This is a genomic window from Methylobacterium sp. J-070 (assembly GCF_022829385.1).
Taxonomy (GTDB): domain Bacteria; phylum Pseudomonadota; class Alphaproteobacteria; order Rhizobiales; family Beijerinckiaceae; genus Methylobacterium.
In genome coordinates, this window is the sequence record NZ_JAKSXX010000123.1 from 93,505 (window position 1) to 113,476 (window position 19,972).

General features: G+C 72.0%; 27 protein-coding genes and 1 pseudogene. 17 read left to right on the top strand and 11 right to left on the bottom strand.

The genetic code is table 11. The features are described 5' to 3' along the window. Positions 1-59 precede the first annotated feature (59 nt). The 3 genes from MKL01_RS10875 (at position 60) to MKL01_RS10885 (ending at position 828) form a co-directional block, all read left to right on the top strand. Positions 60-239 carry a hypothetical protein gene (locus tag MKL01_RS10875; protein ID WP_243905229.1) on the top strand — a complete coding sequence of 60 codons (180 nt, stop codon included), beginning with the start codon at positions 60-62 and terminating at the stop codon, positions 237-239. A 52-nt stretch (positions 240-291) separates the two neighbouring features. Continuing rightward, positions 292-519 carry a hypothetical protein gene (locus tag MKL01_RS10880; protein ID WP_243905230.1) on the top strand — a complete coding sequence of 76 codons (228 nt, stop codon included), beginning with the start codon at positions 292-294 and terminating at the stop codon, positions 517-519. A 126-nt stretch (positions 520-645) separates the two neighbouring features. Beyond that, complete coding sequence (locus MKL01_RS10885; protein ID WP_243905231.1) at positions 646-828, top strand: hypothetical protein; 183 nt, start codon at positions 646-648, stop codon at positions 826-828. A gap of 272 nt (positions 829-1,100) precedes the next feature. Here the strand turns inward: MKL01_RS10885 and MKL01_RS10890 are convergent, their stop codons facing one another. Beyond that, complete coding sequence (locus tag MKL01_RS10890; protein ID WP_243905232.1) at positions 1,101-1,340, bottom strand: hypothetical protein; 240 nt, start codon at positions 1,338-1,340, stop codon at positions 1,101-1,103. A 221-nt stretch (positions 1,341-1,561) separates the two neighbouring features. Here MKL01_RS10890 and MKL01_RS10895 point away from each other — a divergent pair, with 221 nt between their 5' ends. Further along, on the top strand, positions 1,562-1,720 hold the full coding sequence (locus MKL01_RS10895; protein WP_243905233.1) for a hypothetical protein: 159 nt from the start codon (positions 1,562-1,564) through the stop codon (positions 1,718-1,720). A 146-nt stretch (positions 1,721-1,866) separates the two neighbouring features. Here the strand turns inward: MKL01_RS10895 and MKL01_RS10900 are convergent, their stop codons facing one another. Next, positions 1,867-2,142 carry a hypothetical protein gene (locus tag MKL01_RS10900; RefSeq protein WP_279604536.1) on the bottom strand — a complete coding sequence of 92 codons (276 nt, stop codon included), beginning with the start codon at positions 2,140-2,142 and terminating at the stop codon, positions 1,867-1,869. A 199-nt stretch (positions 2,143-2,341) separates the two neighbouring features. Here MKL01_RS10900 and MKL01_RS10905 point away from each other — a divergent pair, with 199 nt between their 5' ends. From MKL01_RS10905 to MKL01_RS10925, 5 genes are all read left to right on the top strand, one after another. Then, positions 2,342-2,530, top strand: coding sequence for a hypothetical protein (locus MKL01_RS10905; RefSeq protein ID WP_243905234.1), 189 nt, complete (start codon positions 2,342-2,344; stop codon positions 2,528-2,530). 300 nt (positions 2,531-2,830) lie between these two features. Further along, positions 2,831-3,118, top strand: a complete 288-nt coding sequence (locus MKL01_RS10910; RefSeq protein WP_243905235.1) for a hypothetical protein — start codon at positions 2,831-2,833, stop codon at positions 3,116-3,118. A gap of 101 nt (positions 3,119-3,219) precedes the next feature. After that, positions 3,220-3,516 carry an ATPase inhibitor subunit zeta gene (locus MKL01_RS10915; protein WP_243905236.1) on the top strand — a complete coding sequence of 99 codons (297 nt, stop codon included), beginning with the start codon at positions 3,220-3,222 and terminating at the stop codon, positions 3,514-3,516. Between the two features lie 268 nt (positions 3,517-3,784). Continuing rightward, positions 3,785-4,045, top strand: a complete 261-nt coding sequence (locus MKL01_RS10920) for a hypothetical protein (RefSeq protein ID WP_243905237.1) — start codon at positions 3,785-3,787, stop codon at positions 4,043-4,045. Positions 4,046-4,263: 218 nt separating this feature from the next. Next, positions 4,264-4,644: a hypothetical protein gene (locus MKL01_RS10925; RefSeq protein ID WP_409566244.1), complete on the top strand. Its 381-nt coding sequence runs from the start codon at positions 4,264-4,266 to the stop codon at positions 4,642-4,644. Positions 4,645-4,781: 137 nt separating this feature from the next. On the opposite strand, the gene MKL01_RS10930 is transcribed toward MKL01_RS10925, so the two are convergent. Then, on the bottom strand, positions 4,782-5,093 hold the full coding sequence (locus MKL01_RS10930) for a hypothetical protein (RefSeq protein ID WP_243905238.1): 312 nt from the start codon (positions 5,091-5,093) through the stop codon (positions 4,782-4,784). On the opposite strand from MKL01_RS10930, the pseudogene MKL01_RS10935 reads away from it, so the two are divergent. Then, positions 5,092-6,484 (top strand): annotated as a pseudogene (locus tag MKL01_RS10935) (L-serine ammonia-lyase). The gene MKL01_RS10930 and the pseudogene MKL01_RS10935 overlap by 2 nt on opposite strands. A 129-nt stretch (positions 6,485-6,613) precedes the next feature. Next, complete coding sequence (locus tag MKL01_RS10940; protein ID WP_243905239.1) at positions 6,614-6,823, top strand: hypothetical protein; 210 nt, start codon at positions 6,614-6,616, stop codon at positions 6,821-6,823. Between the two features lie 108 nt (positions 6,824-6,931). Here MKL01_RS10940 and MKL01_RS10945 read toward each other — a convergent pair whose 3' ends face one another. Both MKL01_RS10945 and MKL01_RS10950 read right to left on the bottom strand, forming a co-directional pair. Next, positions 6,932-7,234 carry a hypothetical protein gene (locus MKL01_RS10945; RefSeq protein ID WP_243905240.1) on the bottom strand — a complete coding sequence of 101 codons (303 nt, stop codon included), beginning with the start codon at positions 7,232-7,234 and terminating at the stop codon, positions 6,932-6,934. Between the two features lie 160 nt (positions 7,235-7,394). Continuing rightward, complete coding sequence (locus MKL01_RS10950) at positions 7,395-7,712, bottom strand: hypothetical protein (RefSeq protein ID WP_243905241.1); 318 nt, start codon at positions 7,710-7,712, stop codon at positions 7,395-7,397. Between the two features lie 459 nt (positions 7,713-8,171). Here MKL01_RS10950 and gpmI point away from each other — a divergent pair, with 459 nt between their 5' ends. From gpmI to MKL01_RS10965, 3 genes are all read left to right on the top strand, one after another. Beyond that, positions 8,172-9,683, top strand: coding sequence for a 2,3-bisphosphoglycerate-independent phosphoglycerate mutase (gpmI, locus tag MKL01_RS10955; protein ID WP_243905480.1), 1,512 nt, complete (start codon positions 8,172-8,174; stop codon positions 9,681-9,683). 133 nt (positions 9,684-9,816) lie between these two features. Continuing rightward, entirely contained in the window at positions 9,817-11,232 is a 1,416-nt protein-coding gene (locus MKL01_RS10960; RefSeq protein ID WP_243905242.1) for a lipopolysaccharide biosynthesis protein, read from the top strand. 9 nt (positions 11,233-11,241) lie between these two features. After that, entirely contained in the window at positions 11,242-12,465 is a 1,224-nt protein-coding gene (locus MKL01_RS10965) for a GNAT family N-acetyltransferase (protein WP_243905243.1), read from the top strand. On the opposite strand, the gene MKL01_RS10970 is transcribed toward MKL01_RS10965, so the two are convergent. The 4 genes from MKL01_RS10970 to MKL01_RS10985 all read right to left on the bottom strand — a co-directional run bounded on the left by MKL01_RS10970 (position 12,401) and on the right by MKL01_RS10985 (position 15,509). Then, positions 12,401-12,757 (bottom strand): hypothetical protein, encoded by a 357-nt coding sequence (locus tag MKL01_RS10970; protein ID WP_243905244.1) that lies wholly within the window; start codon positions 12,755-12,757, stop codon positions 12,401-12,403. The genes MKL01_RS10965 and MKL01_RS10970 overlap by 65 nt on opposite strands. 17 nt (positions 12,758-12,774) lie before the next feature. Then, complete coding sequence (locus MKL01_RS10975; RefSeq protein ID WP_243905245.1) at positions 12,775-13,002, bottom strand: hypothetical protein; 228 nt, start codon at positions 13,000-13,002, stop codon at positions 12,775-12,777. A gap of 547 nt (positions 13,003-13,549) precedes the next feature. Further along, complete coding sequence (locus MKL01_RS10980; protein WP_243905246.1) at positions 13,550-14,977, bottom strand: protein adenylyltransferase SelO; 1,428 nt, start codon at positions 14,975-14,977, stop codon at positions 13,550-13,552. 49 nt (positions 14,978-15,026) lie between these two features. Continuing rightward, positions 15,027-15,509, bottom strand: a complete 483-nt coding sequence (locus MKL01_RS10985; RefSeq protein ID WP_243905247.1) for a tRNA (cytidine(34)-2'-O)-methyltransferase — start codon at positions 15,507-15,509, stop codon at positions 15,027-15,029. 179 nt (positions 15,510-15,688) lie between these two features. On the opposite strand from MKL01_RS10985, the gene MKL01_RS10990 reads away from it, so the two are divergent. Then, the gene (locus MKL01_RS10990) at positions 15,689-16,192 is read left to right on the top strand and encodes a PRC-barrel domain-containing protein (RefSeq protein ID WP_243905248.1); all 504 of its coding nucleotides are present in this window, start codon (positions 15,689-15,691) and stop codon (positions 16,190-16,192) included. Between the two features lie 107 nt (positions 16,193-16,299). Beyond that, complete coding sequence (locus tag MKL01_RS10995; RefSeq protein ID WP_243905249.1) at positions 16,300-16,881, top strand: SCO family protein; 582 nt, start codon at positions 16,300-16,302, stop codon at positions 16,879-16,881. 89 nt (positions 16,882-16,970) lie between these two features. Here MKL01_RS10995 and MKL01_RS11000 read toward each other — a convergent pair whose 3' ends face one another. Together MKL01_RS11000 and MKL01_RS11005 are read right to left on the bottom strand one after the other, a co-directional pair. Continuing rightward, positions 16,971-17,609, bottom strand: coding sequence for a PilZ domain-containing protein (locus tag MKL01_RS11000; RefSeq protein ID WP_243905250.1), 639 nt, complete (start codon positions 17,607-17,609; stop codon positions 16,971-16,973). 217 nt (positions 17,610-17,826) lie between these two features. Beyond that, positions 17,827-18,426: a PAS domain-containing protein gene (locus MKL01_RS11005; protein WP_243905251.1), complete on the bottom strand. Its 600-nt coding sequence runs from the start codon at positions 18,424-18,426 to the stop codon at positions 17,827-17,829. 695 nt (positions 18,427-19,121) lie between these two features. Here MKL01_RS11005 and MKL01_RS11010 point away from each other — a divergent pair. Then, the gene (locus tag MKL01_RS11010; RefSeq protein WP_243905252.1) at positions 19,122-19,943 is read left to right on the top strand and encodes a rhomboid family intramembrane serine protease; all 822 of its coding nucleotides are present in this window, start codon (positions 19,122-19,124) and stop codon (positions 19,941-19,943) included. Positions 19,944-19,972 lie beyond the last annotated feature (29 nt).

The following is a 19,972-nucleotide window of genomic DNA, read 5'->3' on the forward strand; positions in this document are numbered from 1 at the left end:
CATAATTACTCCATGGATGCGTCGTCTCCTCGACTGTATTCCCTCCGGGAGGAGCGGCCATGCCCAGTCTGCCGAACCACATTCGTCGACAACGGGACATCAAGACGGCCAGAGAGAAGGCGCATATCGACGGCGCGGACCGGCTTTGGGCGCGGGTGGAAGCCGAACGCCGCGCCCTCAACCAGTCCGCCATGCTGGTGCAGGTGCTGCTCCTGGCGCACGACAAGTCGATCTGCTGACGGCGTGCCCCAGGACCCCGCGCGACACCACGGAGCGTGAGGGAAGCCGACCATGCCTGTCACGACCCTGATCCTGTTCGGCCTTGCCCTGGTCGCCGCGCTCCTCATGGCGATCGGCTGGTGGGTCGATCCGTCGGCACCGTCGCCTTGGGACTGGTTTGTCGCCAAGATCACCGAAGGCGGCCTCTGGACGGGTCTGGCCCTGTCGCTGGTGGCGGTCGTCTATTTCGGCTGGCGGGGCCGCCGGGCGGGCGGCAAGGCCGATGGTCCGCCCGACTGACGGGCCGCACCAGCCGCGTCGCCGACCACGACAGAGGCCCGGGATGCGGCCGAGGAGCCCCCGAGAGCGCGGCGATCCGGATCAGGGAGGGTTGCCGCCGGATGGCGCAAGGCGCAGGACGGAGACATGAGACGGCTTCCCTCAATCCCCGCCCGCATGGTCCTTCTCGCGCTGGCGATCGCGCTCGCAGCCGGTCTGGCGGATTGGGCGCTGTTTCTGCCGGACAGCCCCTTCGATGCAGGGATCGATACGGTCATCGCGGGCGGCTCGGCGACCGCGTTCATCCTGCCCCTGCTGTTCTCGACCTGAGTCGGGACCGAGCCGATCTGCTGCGCCGTGGTGGAGGTGCTGAAGCCCGATCGACCGTGATGCCTCCCGAAGACCACCGGATTGTGCGCGGGAGCGCCGACCCGGCATCGCTCATCGCGGCCACTCCGACCGCGACCGCCCGACCCGCCCGGGGGTATGGAAAGGCCCAGATAGGCCGGCTCCGATCGAACGCGAGGCCTCCGCAAGACCGGGTGACGGAGGGTCGACGGCGTCCGTGGGAACGCCCGCACCGGCCCACGGGGCGGGCCGCCTCAGTGCAGCCGGGGGCGCCGGGCATCGGCCCGCACCTCGATCTGTGCGGCCACCAGGGCACCGATGCGCCGCGCCGCCTCCGGGCTGGAGAACATGGGCTCGGACCGCTCGAGGGCGAGCCCCGCGTTGACGCCGTAGATCGCCCAGGCCCACGGTCGTGGACCGCTCCCGCACAGCTGCGCCTCGACCCGCAGGCTGCGACCGAGGCCTCCGATCATGATCGTGGGTGCATGTCTCATCCGGCAGTCCGATCTTCCGCGTGCGTGGGGCGGCCGCAGGCTCCGGCACGGGACGGCGCGTTCCTGATCGAAGGCCCCGTCCACCCGCGCCTGGCTGCCGTCGGCCGCCATCGCGGGGGATCGGCGGTCGGCCTATCGCCGTGCGCAGGCGGCGAAACGACACCGGAGCTTAAGCTTACCGGCTCACCCTGCCGGCATCGTGGTGCGTCCCGGTGTCGTCGATGTCCCTCCCGCTGCTCCTGGCCCTCGCCGCCGGTGCCCTGTGCCTCGGGCCGCTGCTCGCCTTCGTGCCGAAGCGCCGGTGGTGCGGACGCGCTGGATTGGAAGCCCTGGACGAAGACGATTTCTTCGAGGCCTACCGCCCCAGCGCCTGCCCGTGACGGGCCGGCCGCGCGAGGGCGCGGCGACGGCCGCCTGACCGCGGCGCGCCGAACCCGGATTGCCCAAGGGGGGATCCGGTCACGCGCAGTCCGAAAGCCAGCCGTGCCTGCGCAGGGCTGGCTTCGCGGTTCCGCGGGGGCGGCCGTCAGTACCCGTAATCGCGATAGCCGTAGGGACGGCCGTAGCCGCGACCGTAGGCGCTCGGGCGGTAGCCCTCGCCGTAGCCGCGCCGATAGCCGCGACCGTAACCGTAGCCGTGATGGCGATAGGCCTGGCTCGCCAGGGCGCCGGCCGCGAGACCGCCGACCACGCCGGCGGCGATCGCGCCTTCGCCGCGCGCCTGAGCCGGCGCACCGCCGACGGCTGCGACGCCGATGAGGGCCGCCGCCGACAGGGCGGCGATCTTGGTGATGACGCGCATTGCTCAACTCCGATTGAATGATCGTGGGCCACAAACGGACCGGGCCGGCAAATGGTTGCCTCTATTCCGAGCCATCCGACCCGCATTCGCTGCCGATTTCCAGAAGCGTTAATCGACCCGCTGGCATTAATCGGCGCGCTGACCCGGAACTGTTCGATGACCGATCCCGTTGGAGCTTCGATCAGGGAGGACATCAGTCATGAAGTACCTAACCATTGCGGCCTCGGTCCTGGCTTTTGGCCTGCTTGCAGGGTCCTCGGCTGAAGCCAAGGGCTGCCTGAAGGGTGCGGTCGTCGGCGGCGTAGCCGGACATATGGCGGGTCACGGCAAGATGGGTGCCGCCGCGGGCTGCGCGGTCGGCCATCACCGGGCCAACAAGAAGAGCTGACGCGGATGGCGGCGCTCCAGCGTGATGATCGCTGAAGCGCTGCGCCCGCGGAGACGATTTTCTGGACAGTCGAGCCCTCAAGGAGACGTGACATGCTGACAGGTAGCCTCTTGTGGCTCATCGGGATCCCGATCCCTGTCATCATCCTGCTGTGGTTCTTCTTCCTGCGCGGCCGCTGACGCCGTCGCGTTAAACCGGTCCGGGCATCCCGGCCGGGGGCCGCCCGTGCCGTCGGCCTCCGCCGCCGCACGGTACCCGCGACCGGGTTGCCGGACGCGGGGGCTCGGCTATCCTTCCGGAATGCGCACAGCCCTCGCCGCCCTCGCTCTCATGACGGCAACCGGTGGGGCCCGCGCCGCTGAACCGAACCCCAAACAGCTCATCAAGGCATACGCCGTCGCCGATGAGTCCTGTCGCGGAGCACAGGGCGATGTCGGCGCGGCCGAGTGCGAGCGTCGGGCGCGGCTGGCTGCCCGGCTCAATCAGATCGGATGGTGCTACGGTAAGAAGAGCCAGGAACGCTCCGAATACAGATGGCACCACTGCACGCCGCATTCGCTCAACACGACCGATCTGGAACCGCGGTGACCCTCCGCCCGCCGGCCGGCGCGCTCGCGCCGCCGCGCAAGCATTGCAGGGTCGCGAAATGGGCGTATGAGTATTGGCTGTAGCTCAATGAGGGCCTAGCCATGCTGAGGTCATTCGAAGACCGTGAGCGCGCAGCTGAGCTTATCTATATCCACGGCGAAGAGATGCGGTTTGCGAGCCAGATCGCCGGCATTCGCGCGGTTGCCACCTTTGCTGTTCGACTGCTGGGACTGGATGGCAAGACGGCGGAGGACTATGCTCAGGCACTGATCGCGTCCAGGATCGAGGGATTGAAACTCGACGCCGTGCTGGAGCGGGTCCGGGCGGATCTTGCTGCCAACGGTATCGAGGTCTCCGTCGCGGAACTGCAGGCCGAGATGGTCCCGTCGCCCGCGTAGCGCGGCGTCCCGGACGGGCCCGCGGTCGAAGCCGCGCGCGCCCGGACAGAGCGGCCGCCCGTCGGGCGTTTGGCGCGGGGCCCATCGGCCTCGGCCGGCAATGCCCTCTGGTCGCAGCGCAATGCGGCGGAATGCGGCTGCCGGGCGCGCTTCGCGAGCAAGCTCCCGCTGATGCGCGGATCTATTCGGGCCGAGCCCGGGCCCTGCAGGCGCGACACGTGCGGCTCGCGATCGCCGCTGCCGAACGGCACGCACGCCGGAGTGCAGGATGATCATGGGACGCACGATGGTCAGATGGCTCGCCGCGGCGCTCGCCGGTCTCGTCAGCGTTCCCGCCGAGGCCCAGCGCGGTCGGACCTACAGGTCGGCCCCCCGCGGCCGGATCGAGGCACCGCGCTTCGGGGATCCGCGGCTGCCGAACGCGGCGGTGCGTCCCGTCGAGGACGGCATCATTCACTGGAACACGCCGAACAAGGACGGCAACCTCGGCGGTCCCGGTACGGGAGGCGGCGGTGGAGGAGGAGGCTGAGCCGATCCGCCTTCGAGGGCTGCGGCCGGGGGCTCTGCGCGATCGCGCGCGACAGGTTGCCGGCGTCGTCAATCTTGGGCGCCTCAATAGTGGAGGGCGTAAGAAGGAATAGTGCTCCAGAGCACGGCGCGGAGCGACGGCCCGTGGTTAACCGGTTCCTGCACCGTCACCGCCGACGCGACTCTTGGAGGCGTAGGTGCTGGAGGGTCTCCACCATGATGTCTCTCACCGCCATCAAAGTCGCCGCGCCGCTCGTCTTCGCCGCCGCGTGGGCAATGCCGTCCCTGGCTCAGCCCGCCGCCAACGGCGGACCGAAGCTTCTCATCCACGGCAATTACTGCGGTCCGGGTAACAATGCCCCACTGCCCCCGATCGATGCCCTCGACGCCGCCTGTGCCCGCCATGACGCCTGCACGCCCGATGTCGGCCTGCCCTCGAAGGCCTGCAATCTCCGGCTGGAACGGGAGGCCGCGGCGGTCGCCCGGGATCCGCGCCAGCCGGATAATGTCCGCTCGCTGGCCGGCTTCGTCGCATCCTTTGCCGCGTCCAATCCGTCGAGTGCGGCCGCGTCGGTCCGTCCGGCGGGATTGGCTCGCTGAGAGCGCGCGCTTCATCTCCCTCCGCCCGCGCCCGTCCTCGACCCGGCGTACGGGCGTCGGAGGGTCGTGCCGGAACGCGCGCCGGTCGCAGCACAGGGTGCGGGCGGCGGGTAGGCCCGCGCGGCGTCGATGTCGGGTCACCGCATGGGCGGCAGATCGGCCGTCTCTTGCCAAGGAAGCCCGACCGTGGTCTCCCCATGCAAGCGGCTGCGTTCCTGTGTCGGCCGACCGGTGGTGAAGGTGCGGGCGACGGGCGGTCCGGCAATCGGGTCCCGCCGCAGGCTTCGCATCGAGACGAACGCGGGCGTCATCAAGTCGATCGGCCGCGGCGACGAATGACCGGCGGCCCGATCATCCTTCGCTGTCTTGATGGGGTTTGGGTCGCGTCTCGGGATCGATGACAGTTCGAATGAATGATTTCGTTTTATCAGTCGCATCAAGCCGGCCATGTTCCTGAGCGTCTTCGACGTTTTCAAGATCGGCCTGGGTCCGTCATCATCGCACACGATGGGGCCGATGACGGCCGCGGCCGATTTCCTGGATCTCCTGCGTGCGTCGGATCAGGCAAGCGCGGCCGCCGCCCTTCGGGTGACGCTGCATGGCTCTCTGGCCCTCACCGGCCGGGGGCACGCCACCGACCGCGCCGTGGCGCTCGGCCTCCTGGGGTTCCGGCCAGCCAAGATCGCGATGGATGACGCGGAGAGCCGGCTGGAAGCCCTGCGCGCCTGCAAGCGTCTCGCCCCCGCGGGTCTGCCGATCCTCGCCTTCGATCCAGAGACCGCGATCGTGTTCGATTACGGGCCGGCCCTGCCCGGGCACCCGAACGGCCTGGTGATCACCGCGCTGGACGCGACCGCCGCCCCGATCCTGTCCGAGACCTACTACTCCATCGGGGGCGGCTTCGTCGTCACCGCGGCGCAGCGCGAAGCCGGCCTGCCGCCCGTCACCGAAGCCGCGGATCTGCGCCTGTGGCCGTACCCGTTCGAGACCGCGGCGGCGATGCTGCGCATGGCCCGGGCGAGCGGCCTGTCGGTGGCCGCGATGAAATACGCCAACGAGGCCGTCGGCCGCCCGGACGCCGAGATCGACCTGGGGCTAGCGCGCATCTGGCAGACCATGAACGACTGCGTCGAGCGCGGGCTGTCCCGGGAGGGCGAGTTGCCCGGCGGGCTCCGGGTCCGGCGCCGGGCCAGGAACATCCGGGCCCAGCTCGACCGCGAGCGCAGCGCGAACCTCGCTCAGCCGCACGTCATGGCGGACTGGTTGTGCGTGTACGCCATGGCGGTCAACGAGGAGAACGCGGCCGGCGGCCAGGTCGTGACGGCGCCCACCAACGGCGCCGCCGGCGTCGTCCCGGCGGTGATCCGGTACTACACCGATCATTGCATCGGGGCCGACCCGGGCCGGATCCCGGAATTCCTGCTGACGGCTGCGGCCATCGGCGGCCTGATCAAGCACAACGCCTCGATCTCCGGGGCGGAGGCCGGTTGCCAGGGCGAAGTCGGCTCGGCCAGCGCGATGGCGGCGGCCGGGCTGTGCGCGGTCCTCGGCGGCACGCCGGCGCAGGTGGAGAACGCCGCCGAGATCGCCCTGGAGCACCATCTCGGCATGACCTGCGATCCGGTGGCCGGTCTGGTGCAGGTGCCCTGCATCGAGCGCAACGGGATCGGCGCCACCAAGGCGGTGGCGGCCGCCTCTCTGGCGCTGCGCGGCGACGGCTCGCATTTCATGCCGCTCGACAACTGCATCGCGGCGATGCGGCAGACGGGTGAGGAGATGAGCGCCAAGTACTAAGGAGACCAGCCTCGGCGGCCTGGCGGTGAACCTGCCGGAATGTTAGGCGCGCTCGGGAACGGGGCGTGGAGCCCCGAAATTTCGCGCCCTTCCTCCGTTCAACGGAGGCGTCCGCCCGGCATCCGGGTCTAGCCTTCCCGCAGGCGCACCGTCCGCGCCGTCCGGGAGGCTCGCGATGGCCACTGACCTGCTCCCCGCGCTTCGGCGCAACCTCGTGCTGTGGGCGCTCGCCTTCGCGGCCGCCTCCCTGGCCTTCGGCGCGGTCATGCTGGCCGCGCCGCCGACCAGCGAGGCTGCGGTGACCGAGACCGCAACGAGCCCGCCGGTCACCAATTGCGAGTTCCTGCCGGCCGGCGACGCCTCCCGCTGCACGGTCTACCGATAGGCCAGGCTGGGCCGCCGGCGATCCCGCGGGACGGTTCAGGCGCGCCCGGACCGGCACCGGGGCGCCCCCGCGGGCCCGACCCGACTGCAGGGTATCGCCGCAACGCGATCAGCAATCGCGCTCGTTCGCGCGGATCCGGACGGCGGCCACGTCGGACCCGACCTCATCGAGGACGCCGCGCACGCGATCGAGGGCGATCGAATACAGCTCAGCCGTGTCGGAATCGACCGCCTTCGCCTCACCGTGACAGAAGTTGTCGAGCAGGTACGGCATCATCTTGCCGTGGAGCGCCATGTAGGCGCCGGGGCTCGACAGTTCGTAGACGACCGCGAGGGCGTGGTAAGCTCGGACCAGGACTTCGAGCGCGACATCCGCACTGCGCGTGACCTGGTGACAATCATCGCTGCCCATCGTCCCGCTTGTATTTTATTGCTACCCCGATTCCGGGTAACATGCGAAACCAAGACTGTCGATATAATTAACCGTTGTCTGAATAGAGGTTGGCGGAGTTCGGTCAGTTATCGGCGGCCCATGGCGGGACTGCAACACTCGCCGAGACCCGCGGGTCGGTTCAAGCAGCGGTGCCGCCACGCAGATGTTGGGACGGCCTGATCATCGTGGCGACCTTATGTTCGGTCTCGCTCAGGATGCTGTTCACAAGATGTGAGGCGCCTTCGACCGTTCCCGACGTAAGACTCCCGTTCCGGTTCGCTTCCAGGATGATGCGGAAATTGTCCTCGACGTAGGCCCTGATCTTCTGTTGGACGTCGCCGAACTCGCCCGGATGGGTCGTCTCGTAGAGGAGCGCCAGGGCCAGGTAGGCGCGGCCGATCATGTCGAGCGCCAGGGTCGCGCTCAGCTCGGTGTTCGCGGCTTCAGTCGACGACACGACGGCTGCATTCCCCGGTCAACGGCGCATTACAGAATTAGCACGACCTTTATCGCTCGTCACTCAGTCAAATTGCCTTTAATTCAGTTTATCCATCGTTCTCGGTACTCCGGCCCGCATCCGCTTCCATCCGGTTGCTCGAGGCCGCCGATCGCGGCCGTGCAAGCCCGCGGGGCTTGGCCCGCGCCCGGCCCCGGCCCCGGCCGCCGGGCGGAGGGCCGCGGACCGGGGCGCGCCCCTGGCCGGCGCAATGCGCCGGGCGGCTTTGCCGGGCATGTCAGAATGCGGATGCTCTCGCAGCCGGCGCCACTTTTCGTCTCCGCGGCTGTAGTCTCGCGCGGCCAAGCCGATTATCGACACCCGCACGGGTCCGGCCTCGCGGTGCGCGCGAGTCCCGGCCGCGCCGTGCGGGAGTCCAGGAGAGTTGTGACCGTGTCCGACAGCACCCCGCGCCCCGTCATGCTGGTGATCCTCGACGGCTGGGGACTCCGGGACGAGGTTGCCGACAACGCCGTCCAGCAGGCCCGGACGCCGGTCTTCGACGGGCTGATGCGCGACCGCCCCCGGGCGCAGCTACGGACCTTCGGCGCCGATGTCGGCCTGCCCGACGGGCAGATGGGCAATTCCGAAGTCGGACATCTCAATATCGGTGCCGGCCGCGTAGTCCTGCAGGACCTGCCGCGCATCGACGCCGCCATCGCGGACGGCTCGCTGGCGACGAACCCCGCCCTCGTCCGCTACATCGAGGCCCTGCGCGCGTCCGGCGGCACCTGCCACCTGGTCGGCCTCCTGTCCCCGGGCGGCGTCCACGCGCACCAGGACCACGCGGTGGCGCTGGCCCGCATGGTCGTGGCGGCCGGCGTGCCGGTCCGGCTCCACGGGTTCACGGACGGGCGCGACATGCCGCCCCGGTCCGCCGCCGCCTGCGTGGCCACCGTGGAGGCCGCGCTTCCCGGCGGCGCGCGGATCGCGACCCTGTGCGGCCGCTACTACGGCATGGACCGCGACACCCGCTGGGAGCGCCTTCAGATCGCCTACGACGCCCTCACGGCGGCACGCGGGGCGCGCTTCGCCAGGGCCGGGCAGGCGGTGGCCGCCGCGTACGCCGAGGATGTCTCCGACGAGTTCATGCGGCCCGCGATCATCGGCGACTATGCCGGCATGCGGGACGGCGACGGCGTGCTGTGCTTCAACTTCCGGGCGGACCGGACCCGGCAGGTTCTGGAGGCGCTCCTCGATCCGGCCTTCGCGGGCTTTCCCCGTGCCCGGACGATCCGGTTCGCGGCGGTCCTGGGCATCGTCCAGTACAGCGTCGAGATCGACGCCTTCGCCGAGACCCTGTTCGGGCCCCTCGACCTGCCGAACGGCCTCGGCGAGACCGTGGCGCGGGCCGGCCGCAGCCAATTGCGCATGGCCGAGACCGAGAAGTATCCGCACGTCACCTACTTCATGAACGGCGGGCGCGAGGCGCCCTTCGAGGGCCAGGACGCGATCCTCGTGCCCTCGCCGAAGGTGGCGACCTACGACCTGCAGCCGGAGATGTCGGCGCCGGAACTCACCGACCGCGCCGTGGAGGCGATCGGCTCGGGGCGCTACGACCTGATCATCCTGAACTTCGCCAATCCCGACATGGTCGGCCATACCGGAAGCCTCGCCGCCGCCGTGACGGCGGTGGAGACGGTCGATGCCTGCCTCGGCCGCGTGGTCGAGGCGGTGACGGCGACGAGGGGGGCGCTGCTGGTGACCGCCGACCACGGCAATTGCGAGGTGATGCGCGATCCGGAGACCGGCGATGCGCACACGGCGCACACGCTCAACCCGGTCCCGGTGGCGCTCGTCGGCGTCGACGGGGTCTCGCTCTCCGACGGCCGGCTGGCGGACGTGGCCCCGACCCTCCTCGACCTGATGGGCCTCGATCAGCCGGCGGAGATGACCGGCACCTCCCTGATCCGGAAGGCGGCCGGGCGCTGAGGGGCCGGTCGAGCGGCACGTCGTCTGCACGGACCGGTCCGCCATGCCCGAGACCCCAGCGATCCGTCCCGCCGCGGAACCCTTGCGTCCCCGCCGGGGACGACGGCGCCCCGCATCGGGCCGGATCTAGGACATGATCGCCCGGCACAGCCTGATCTATGTCGGCTCGCGCGGCTTCGCCGCCGGGCTGAACATGGCCTCGGTGGCGGTGTTCACGCGGCTCGCCCCGGTGGAGATCTACGGCAGCTACCTCTACGTCGTCTCCTGGGCGCTGGTGCTCTACGGGGCGACCTGCCAGTGGCCGAAATTCGCGTTCTTCGCCCTCTACGACGAGGCCCGCGCCCCGGCGCAGGTCGGCACCGTGGTGCGCATCCTCGGCGGCACGCTGTTGCTCGCCGGGTTCGGCAGCGCGCTGGCCGTCGCGCTCGGGCTGGTGTCGGCCGGGACGGCCGCGGCGATCCTGGCGCTGGCCTTCGGCACCACCCTGTTCGAGGGCGCTACCGAGATCGCGCGCACGCGCCTGCAGGCCGGCGCGGTGGCGGCGTCGGTGATGAGCCGGGCCGTGCTGATCCTCGGCCTCGGCAGCCTCGCGCTGCATCTGTCGGCGGATCCGCTGCATCTCGCCTTCGCGGTGGCCGCCGCCAACGCGCTGGCGGCGCTCCCGGCCGCCGCCACCATCGCGCCGATGATGCCCGGCCGCGGCAGCCGCGCCGAGGCCCTGCGCCTGTTCGCCTATGGCTGGCCGCTGGTGCTCTCCTTCGGGACCGCGGCGCTGGCCCAGAGCCTCGACCGGCTGATCATCGCCAAGACCGTGGGGCCGGCGGGGCTGGGCGCCTACGGGGCGCTCGCCGACTTCCTGCGGCAGAGCTTCATCGTGTTCGGCGAGGCGATCGCCCTGTCGCTGATCTCGATCGCCAAGCGCGAGGCCCGCGCCGGCGAGATGGAGGCGGCCCTGCGGGTCCTGAGCGACGCCGGCCGGGCCATGACGCTGATCGCGGCCTTCGGGGCGGTGTTCTTCCTCGGCTTCGACGACGTCGTCGTCACGATCCTGCTCGGGCCGGATTACCGCGCGGAGGCGCGCCAGCTCGCGCCGGTGCTGATCCTGGCGAGCATCCTGATGATGTTCCGCGCCTATTATTTCGGGCAGGTGATCTACTTCACCCGCTCCAGCCACCTCGAGGCGGCCGCCGCCTTCGCCACGCTGGTCGCCGTGGCGGCGCTCTCGCTCCTGCTGATCCCGAGGCTCGGCGCCACCGGGGCGGCCCTCGCCTTCGCGGGGGGGCAGAGCGCGGCCTGCCTCGTGCTGGTGCTCGGCGCCCGCCGGGCCGGGACCACGATGCCGCTGCCGCTGGCCGACATGGCCGGGATCGCCGGGATCGCCCTCGCCTGTGCCGCGGTGAATGCCGGGATCGGCCTGCTTCCGGGCGGGCTGATGGTCCCGGGACAGGTCCTGCGCCTGGTCCTGCTCGCCGGGGCGGCGGGCGCCGCCGCGTGGCGCTACGACGTGCTCGGCTTCGCCGGCGCGATCCGCCACCGGCTCGCAGGCTGAGGAGCGTCCATGCGCGACACCGCCCCGCTTGCCCAGGGCCTCGTGGCGGCGATCCGGCCCCTCGATCCGGGGCTGCCCTGGATCCCGGCATGGCGGGCGCTCGGGGCCTCGGCCCGCATCCGCAACCCGTTCTACGAGGCCGGCTACGCGCTCGCCGCCCGCGCGGCCTTCGGGTCCGGCGTGCGACTGCTGATCGTCGCCGACCGGCCGCCCGAGGCGCCGGGGGCCCGGCTCCGCGCCGTCTGGCCGTTCCGGGTGTCGTGGCGGCGCTGGGGCCTGCCGCTGCCGCTGCTGATGGGCTGGACCCACGGCTACTGCCCCTTCGGCGCGCCGCTCCTCGACGGCGCCGATCCGGAGGGGGCGCTGGCGGCCCTGCTCGCCGCCCCCCGGGCGCTCGGCCTGCCGCCGCGGCTGCTCCTGCCGAACGCCCCCGCGGACGGGCCGCTGGCGGATCTCCTGGCGGCACGGGGTGCGCGCCGCGCCGCCTACTGGCCGCACGCGCGCGGGCTGCTCGACCTGACCGGGCGACCGCCGGACATCCGGGCCGCCTATCTCGATCCGCTCTCCGGCCAGCGGCGGCGCAAGCTGCGCCGCGCCCGCGCGCTCCTGGAGGCGGACGGCGCGGTCGACTTCGAGATCCTTTCCGCGCCGGCCGCCCTCGATGGCGCGCTGGACGCGTACGTCGCCCTCGAAGCGGCCGGCTGGAAGGGGCGGGTCGGCACCGGCCTCGGCCAGCGTCCGGAGGAGATCGCGTTCCTGCGCGTCGCCCTGGCCGATCTCGGTGCGGCGGGCGGCGTCCGCGTCGCCCGGCTGCGCCGGGACGGACGGACGCTCGCCGCCGCGATCCTGCCGGTCACGGGGTCCGAGGCCTGGGTGCTGAAGATCGCCCACGACGAGACCCGGCCGGAGGCCGCGCCGGGCGTCCAGCTCGTGCACCGCCTGACCGAGGCGGTGGCCGCCGGGGACTGGGCGATCGATCGGATCGATTCCTGCGCGCCGCCGGACTTCGCCCTCGGCTCCACCTTCTGGATGGAGCGGCGGAACATCGCCCACCTGCTGGTCGAGGCGGGCCGCGATCCCCTGTTCCCGGCCGCCCGGGCGCTGGAGCGCGCGCGGGAGCAGGTGGCCCGGACGCGCGCGGCGTGGAAACGGCGGGGCCTCGACGGCCTCACCAGCCGAAGCGGGCGATCTGCTCCAGCCGCACCTGCGTCGGCGCCGCCTCGCGGCCCATGACGGCGATCCGCCCGGACAGGGCGTAGCAGGTCGCGCAGAACGGGAGCTGCAGAAGCGTGACCCCGTCGTCGCGCGCCCGGGCGACCGAGGCGATCAGGCAGGGCAGGACCGGCTGATCCGCGGGCGCCGGGAGGCAATCGGCCCGGGGGCTGCCGAAGGCCGGGCGGTTCGGCCAGGTCAGCAGGAGCGTGGTGCCGCCGCGGCGGTCGGGGGCCGGGGGCAGGGTGTAGCTGCGCAGGAACAGCGCGCAGGCCGCGAGGGCGAGCGCCGGCAGGATCAGGGTCATGCGCATCCGCGACCTCCCGGGCCTCAATCGCCCGCGTCGAAGCGCGAGCGATAGAACACCTCGCGACCGGCGCCGTCGATCACCCGGACGGCCTGGGCCGGGTCGCCCGAACGCTGCGGAACCCGGGCGCGGGCGAACAGGCGGAGCGCCCGCTCCTGCGCGCTCTCCAGGCTGCCGACGCGCACCGAGATCCGCGTCTGGATCTCGTCGGGCTCCGGTCCGAGGACTTCGATGTGGAAGGTCTCGCGCAAGGGGATCCGCCTGATCGAGGGGCTTCGGGGCCGGAGGGTGCGGGCCGGCCGCGGCGCGGCATAGCACGATCCGGTCCGGTGTCGGCTCCGGTCGTTGGCCGGCACGGCCGATCGGGTCCCGGTGCGCTTGGCACCGGGTTTCGAACGCGGATCGGCGGAGCGGGATCCCGCCTCCGCTGGCAGCCGCCCCGTCGTCCCGGGGCCGCACGGCGGATCCGGTTCCGGGCCCTGCTCCGACGGCCCGGGCCGACGGCGCGGAGGGACGCGGCGCCCGGCCGAGCCCGCCGACGCCTGCGCCTTCGCCGCGCATCACCCTGACCTCGGCACCAAGTCCAATTGCCACCGCGTCGGCCCCGGCCCTATGAGGGTCGTCCCGACCGCGGAGACATCATCGGAGGATCCGCTTGGACCCGCTCAAGGCTGCCGCCGCGACGCTGCTCTGCCTCGCCCTGTTCTGGCTGGCCTTCCGGCTGACCAAGCGCTTGGTCGATCTCGCCATCGCGGGGGGCTACGCCGAGGAGACCCGTCGGCTGGCCGAGGAGGCCGCTCAGGAGGCGGCCGGCGCCGTGCCGCAGGCCTCGGCCATCCGGGCAACGGCGGCGAGCTTGGCGTCGAACAGGGACCAGTCGTCCGCCGCGGCGATCGGCGCCCACAGCCCCTCGACTTCCTCGATCAGCAGGGTGCAGGGCGCCTCCGCGAAGTAGCGGTGGTCGAGCCGCGCCCCCCGGGCGGGCGCGAGCGGCGCCAGCGCGGCCCGCACCGGCGCGAAGGCCGCCGACCGGTAATGCGCGGCGGCCGGGCCCGCCTCCGCCCGCCCGGCGCTCGCCGAGCCGCCGTACCAGTCGAAGAAGAACCGCTCGAACGGCGCCCGGGTCCCGGCCAGGAATTGCCAGATGGCCGCGACCAGCCGGTCGGTCTCCGGCCGCGCCGCCGCGGCGAGGCCGAGCCGGCGGAACAGGGCCTGGGCGAAGCCCTCCTGCAGGGCCGGACCGAAGCCCGAGAGGGCGGATTCCAGGCGCGTCTGGGGCGCCAGGGTCAGCAGGCAGTCGGCCAGCCGGCAAAGGTTCCAGAACAAGGCCTCCGGCTGCCGGCCGAAGCTGTAGAGGCCGGTCTCGTCGAAATAGGCCGCGGTGAAGTCCGGGTCGTAATGCGGCAGGAACCGCCAGGGACCGTAATCGAAGCTCTCGCCGGTGACGTTGATGTTGTCGCTGTTGAGCACCCCGTGGACGAACCCGGCGGCCGCCCACTGGGCCCCCATCCGGGCGACCCGGGCGACGACATCCTCCAGGAAGGCGACACCCCTGTCCTCCAGGCCGTCGCGCCAGAGCTCGGGCCGGTGGGTCTCGATCGTGTGGTCCAGGAGCCGGGCGATGTTGTCCGGCTCGCCGAGGGCCAGGAAGCGCTGGAAGCTGCCGATCCGGATATGCCCGTGGGAGAGCCGCACCAGGACCGCGGAGCGGGCCGGGGATGGCTCGTCGCCGCGCACGAGATCCTCGCCGGTCTCGATCAGGCTGAAGCTCTTCGAGGTCTCGACGCCCTGGGCCTCCAGCAGCGCGGTCGCCAGCACCTCCCGCACGCCGCCCTTGAGGGTGAGCCGTCCGTCGGCGCCCCGGGACCACGGCGTCGTGCCGCTGCCCTTGGTGCCGAGGTCGAGCAGCCGCCCGTCCCTGAGGTCGTGCACCTGCGCGAACAGGAAGCCGCGGCCGTCGCCGAGTTCGGGGTTGTACGATCGGAACTGGTGGCCGTGGTAGCGCAGCGCCAGCGGCGTCTCGAAGCTGCCGGGCAGGGGCTCGAACCGGCCGAAATGGGCGATCCAGTCCGCATCCGTCAGGCCGCCGAGGCCGACCCGCCCGGCCCAGTCCCGGTTGCGGTAGCGCAGGATCGTCGCGGGGAACCGGGCCGGGGTGACGGGATCGTAGAAGGCCGGGCCGAGATCGGCGTGGCGCCGCGAGGGCCTGAAGGCGGTGTCGTCCATGCGGCGCGTCTCCCGGGCCGGCGGCTTGGGTGCCGGTGCGGACCCGCCCCTAACAAGCCGATGTGCCGCAATCCGGTTCGAACCTCGCCGTCTGCCGCAGGGCCTCCCCGGCGATCATCGCGGCCGCGACCGCGACGTTGAGGGAGCGCAGCCCCGGCCGGATCGGGACAACGACCCGGGCATCGGCCGCCGCGTGCACCGCCTCCGGCACGCCGGCCGATTCGCGCCCGACCATCACGCAATCGTCCGGGCCGAACGCGAAGTCCGTGTAGGGCAGGGCGCCCGACGTGGTGGCGAGCACGAGCCGCAGGCCGGCCCCGGCCCGCCACGCCTCGAAGGCCGCGAACGAGCGGTGCCGGGTGAGGGCCACGTGGTCGAGATAGTCGAGGCCCGAGCGGCGCAGGTGCCGGTCCGACACGTCGAAGCCCGCGGGCTCGACGATCTCCACCGCGAGCCCGAGGCAGGCGGCCATCCGCAGCATCGTGCCGGTGTTCTGGGGGATGTCGGGCTGGTAGAGGACGAGGCGCAGCATGGCGCGGGCCTTGTGGCGGGTGGACGCCGCACCGTCAAAGCCCCGGGGTGCCGGCGCGCAGCCGGCAAACCGCCGCGCCGTCCCCGAGGCGCCGTGAGAAGGCGCGGAACTTAAGGGCCGCCGGAACCTTATGGCCGCGCCACCCTGTTCGCGGCCCGACCTCCGAAGGACCTGCTCCGATGCGCACTCCGCTCCTCGCCTCGGCCCTCGTGCTGGCCGGCCTCACCACCGCCCTGGCGCAGAATGCCGGCGCGAACACGGAGAGCGGCGGCGCCGCGACCCCGGTGCCCGGACAGCCGGCCACGATGGCCGACAACCTGCGGCCGACCTTCGTGGCCCAGAGCCCCGACGACATGGTCGCCAGCAAGCTGATCGGCTCCAGCGTCGTCAACGGTGCCAAGGAGACGATCGGGCAGATCGCCGATTTCGTCCTCGACCAGAAGGGCGCGGTGAAGTCTTGGATCATCGGGGTCGGCGGCTTCCTGGGGATCGGCTCGAAATACGTCGCCGTCGACCCCTCCGTGCTCAAGCTCGACCGGGCCGACGACAAGACCCTTCAGGCCCGGATCGACACCACCAAGGATCAGCTCCGGGCCGCGCCGGAATACGTCTATCTCGGCAAGGAGCCGCCGAAGGGCGCCGCCCCCGCCAGCCCCGCCGGGGAGCCGGCGCGGAAGCCCTGACGGCTCGGATGAGCCGGGCCTGAGCCGGGCCGGCGGCGCTGCGCCGGCTTGCCTCGGGCCGCCGTTCCGTGCTGTGCCGGCCACGTCCGGAGGTCGGAACCCGTCCCATGCGCCGCGCCCTCGTCCCGCTCCTCGCCTTCTGCCTCGGCCTCGTCGGCCTCACCGGGGCGGCGGTGTTCGCGTTCCTGCCCGACAGGGCGCCGGTGGGCGTGCCCGGCGTCGGCGGGCCGTTCACGCTGGTCGATCAGGACGGGCGCAATGTGACCGAGCGCGACTTCGCGGGCGCGACGCACCTGCTGTTCTTCGGATTCACCCACTGCCCGGACGTGTGCCCCACCACCCTGCAGCAGATCTCGGACGTGCTGGCAGCCCTCGGCCCGAAGGGCGAGCGGATGCGGGTCGCCTTCGTCACCGTCGATCCCGAGCGCGACGACCCGGCGAGTCTGAAGACCTACCTGTCGAGCTTCGACCCGCGCATCACCGGGCTGACGGGCAGCCCCGAGCAGGTCACCGCCACCGAGAAGGCCTACCGGGCCTATGCCCGCAAGGTCCCCGGGAAGGACGGGGACTACACGATGGAGCACACCGCGCTCGTCTACGTGATGGACGCGCAGAACCGTTTCCTCGGCGCCCTGGACCTCTCGCGGCCCGTGGACGACACCGCGGCGCAGCTCGCCAAGAAGATCTGACCGGGCGCGGTCGCAGCCGGACTGCCCGGGGTCGTCGGCAGGGCGGACCGCTCGCGGATCCCGCTCCGAACCTTGAACGTCCTGACGCCCTACAGCGTCATCCCGGAGTGGAAACGGTCGGGCGAGAGCGGCAGCAGGAACTGCACGCCGAAGCCGCCCTCGAAGTAGCGGACCAGCCGCCCGGGCGTGCTGCCGACCATGACGGCCGCCCCCAAGGGCAGCGTCGCCGCACTGGAGATCGCGACGCCGGACATCGAGATGTCGATGAGCCGGGCCGGGATTTCACGGCCGCCCTCGATCTTCAGGATCACCCCCGTCTGGGTCGGCACGAGACGCTCGTGGGAGCGTCCCTCCGGCAGCCCCAGGATCTCCCGGTTGGCGAGCCATGTCAGCTGGGAGGCGAGCTTGTCGCGCTTGCGCGGCGTGGCGTTGAGCTGGACCGCGAAGCCGTCCGCGCATTGGCGGGCGATGATGCCCTCGATCCGGCCGATATGCTCCAGGTAGAGCACCACCCGCTCGCCGACCTCGCCCTGCACCGCGCAGGTCAGGCGCACCCCGCCCGGCGACATGTCCACGGTGCGACACGGAAATTCCCGCCGGTCCGCCAGCATGTAGCGGCCGAGCACGGCGACCCGCACGCGCTGGTGCCGCCGGGCATCGGCGGCGCCGCGGGCCGGGACCGGCGCGGCGCGGAGCATCGTTCTGGCGGTGGCATCGACCGCGATCATCCCGAGATTGGTCCTGCGCCGCGATAATCGAAGCCGCAGAGTAGAATCGGACTGTTACGAAACCCTTTTTCCCGGCCTGATCCTGCACCGGCCTCAGGGCTGTTCCGGTCGTCAATCATGGGCCTGCACAATCGGGCGACGGTGCGGCCGCCGTTGTTTGGCTCGTCATGCGAGACCGGCCGATCGGGGATTCGGTCCGGCCGCGGCGTGGGGCGCGTCAGACCCGGCCGCCGGCATGCACGAGGAGGTGACCCCGGCGCACCGGCCCCGGATAGCCCGCGCTCGTCCGGACCGCCGCCCGCGCCGGAGGTCCGGCCTCCGGTCTCCGGCTCGGCAGGATGCGCAGGGAGGCGGTATCCGCCTGCACCAGCGGCCGCAGGCCGATCCAGTGCGGCGCGCCTTCGAGGCTCAGGGTGCCGAGCGCCCGGACCTGCGTGCGGCCGCGGTGGCGCAGCGGCAGGAGCAGGAGCTCGAGGTCCGCCTCTTCGCCGGCACTGTTGGTGGCATGCAGGCCCGCCACCACGCCGAGGGTGTCGCTGGCGACGATCTCGACCATCCGCCAGGGATCCGGGGCCTGCGAGCCCCAGAGCCGGGCAAACGGCGCGCCCTTCAGCTCCTGGCCGTACAGGGCGCAGACCCGCGTCCCCGCCAGCCGGATGGTGGCCGCGCGGGCGGCCATGTCGAGTTCGAGGATGAGGCTGTCGGCCAGGAGATGGCGGATCTCCCCCGGCTCGATCTCGGCGCGTTCCGGCGCGGCGCGCTCTCCGCGCAGGCGCTCCCAGTAAGCATGGAGCATGCGGCTGGTGGGATGCTTCATCGGTGTCCCGACTCTAAACGCCTGTTGTTCAGCCCTGGATCGATCTGGCACATCCGCGAGGCTGTGGCCGGCCGAAGAGGGCGCTCGCAGCGTCGCGGCGCACGCGCCGTGCCGCCCGGTCCGGGATTCCGGCACGCCGCGCCGCCGCCTCGGACGCGGCACGTTCCGGCCGATCGTCTTCGGCTCCGCGGTATCCGGACCCGCCCTGACGCGCGGACGGCGCGGCAGGCCGCCGGATCGCGGCCAGATCGCGCGCCGTGGTGCCGGCGGGGTCATGCCCGGCAGCGTCTGTCATCGTCGTCTCCCGGTCCGTACCATGTCCCGAAGGGAATCGTCGGTCACGTCCTCCCAGGCGCGGAACCGATAGGACTCCCCGACGTGACGGCGACCGCCCGTCCCTCGCGCAGTGTCGTCGGCGACACCCGGAGGCGCCGCGGAAGCGGCGGGGCGCCACCAGCGGGTAGCCCGACGGGACGGGAACGGCCACCCGCCCCTCGACGATATCCGGGGCGGTCCACGGCCGCGAACGCCCTACCTTGTCCTCGGTTGCGGCGTTCGGACCTTCGCCACCGGTGGGCGAACCGGTCCGGCGGCGTCGACCGAAGGCGATCGGGCCGACGGCAGGTCCGCGTCCGTTTGCTTCACTGGAGCGCCGGGACTTGCCCAGCGACCCCGAGCCCCGACATGGTGCCGCGATGGATGCCTCCCCCGAATTTCCGCGGCAGAGCCGCGTGCCCGTGTTCAACATGCCGGGGGCTGTGACGCTCTCGATCGGGCTGCTGCTGGCGATCCAGGCGGTGCGCGAGTTCCTGCTGCCGGATACGCTGGACATCCGCGTCGTCCTCGACCTCGCGCTCATACCGGCCCGCTGGACGGTGTGGCTCGATCCCGGCAAGGCGTCCGAGGTGATCCGCGCCGCCGCCGACACCGGCGATCCCAGCCTGGAGGCCGCGCGCGAGGCCTTCGCCCGCTACATCGTGGGCGAGAACGCGCTCCAGCCCTGGACGCTGGTCACCTACGCGTTGCTGCACGGCTCGTGGATGCACGTGATCTTCAACAGCGTCTGGCTGGCCGCCTTCGGCTCGCCGGTGGCTCGCCGCTGCGGCGCCCTGCGCTACGGGGTGCTCGCCCTGGCCGGCACGGCGGCCGGCGGCCTGCTGCACGTGATGGTCGATCCCTTGAGCGCGGGGCCGCTGGTCGGCGCCTCGGCGGGGATCTCGGCCCTGATGGCCGCCGCCGCCCGTTTCGTGTTCCAGCCGCCGGTCTCGGGCTATGGCGGCCCGGCGTGGCAGCTGCCGCCGAACCGGCCCGTCGAGACGATCCCCGAACTCCTGCGCAACCGGACCGCGGTCTCGTTCCTGGCGATCTGGCTGCTGACCAACCTGCTCTTCGGCCTCGTCAGCGTGCCCCTGGTCGGCGAGAACGCCGCCATCGCCTGGGACGCGCATCTCGGTGGGTTCATCGCGGGCTTCCTGCTCTTCCCGCTGCTCGATCCGCGGGAGGCGCACCCGCACTGAGCACCTTGCCAACGCGCCGGATCGGTCAC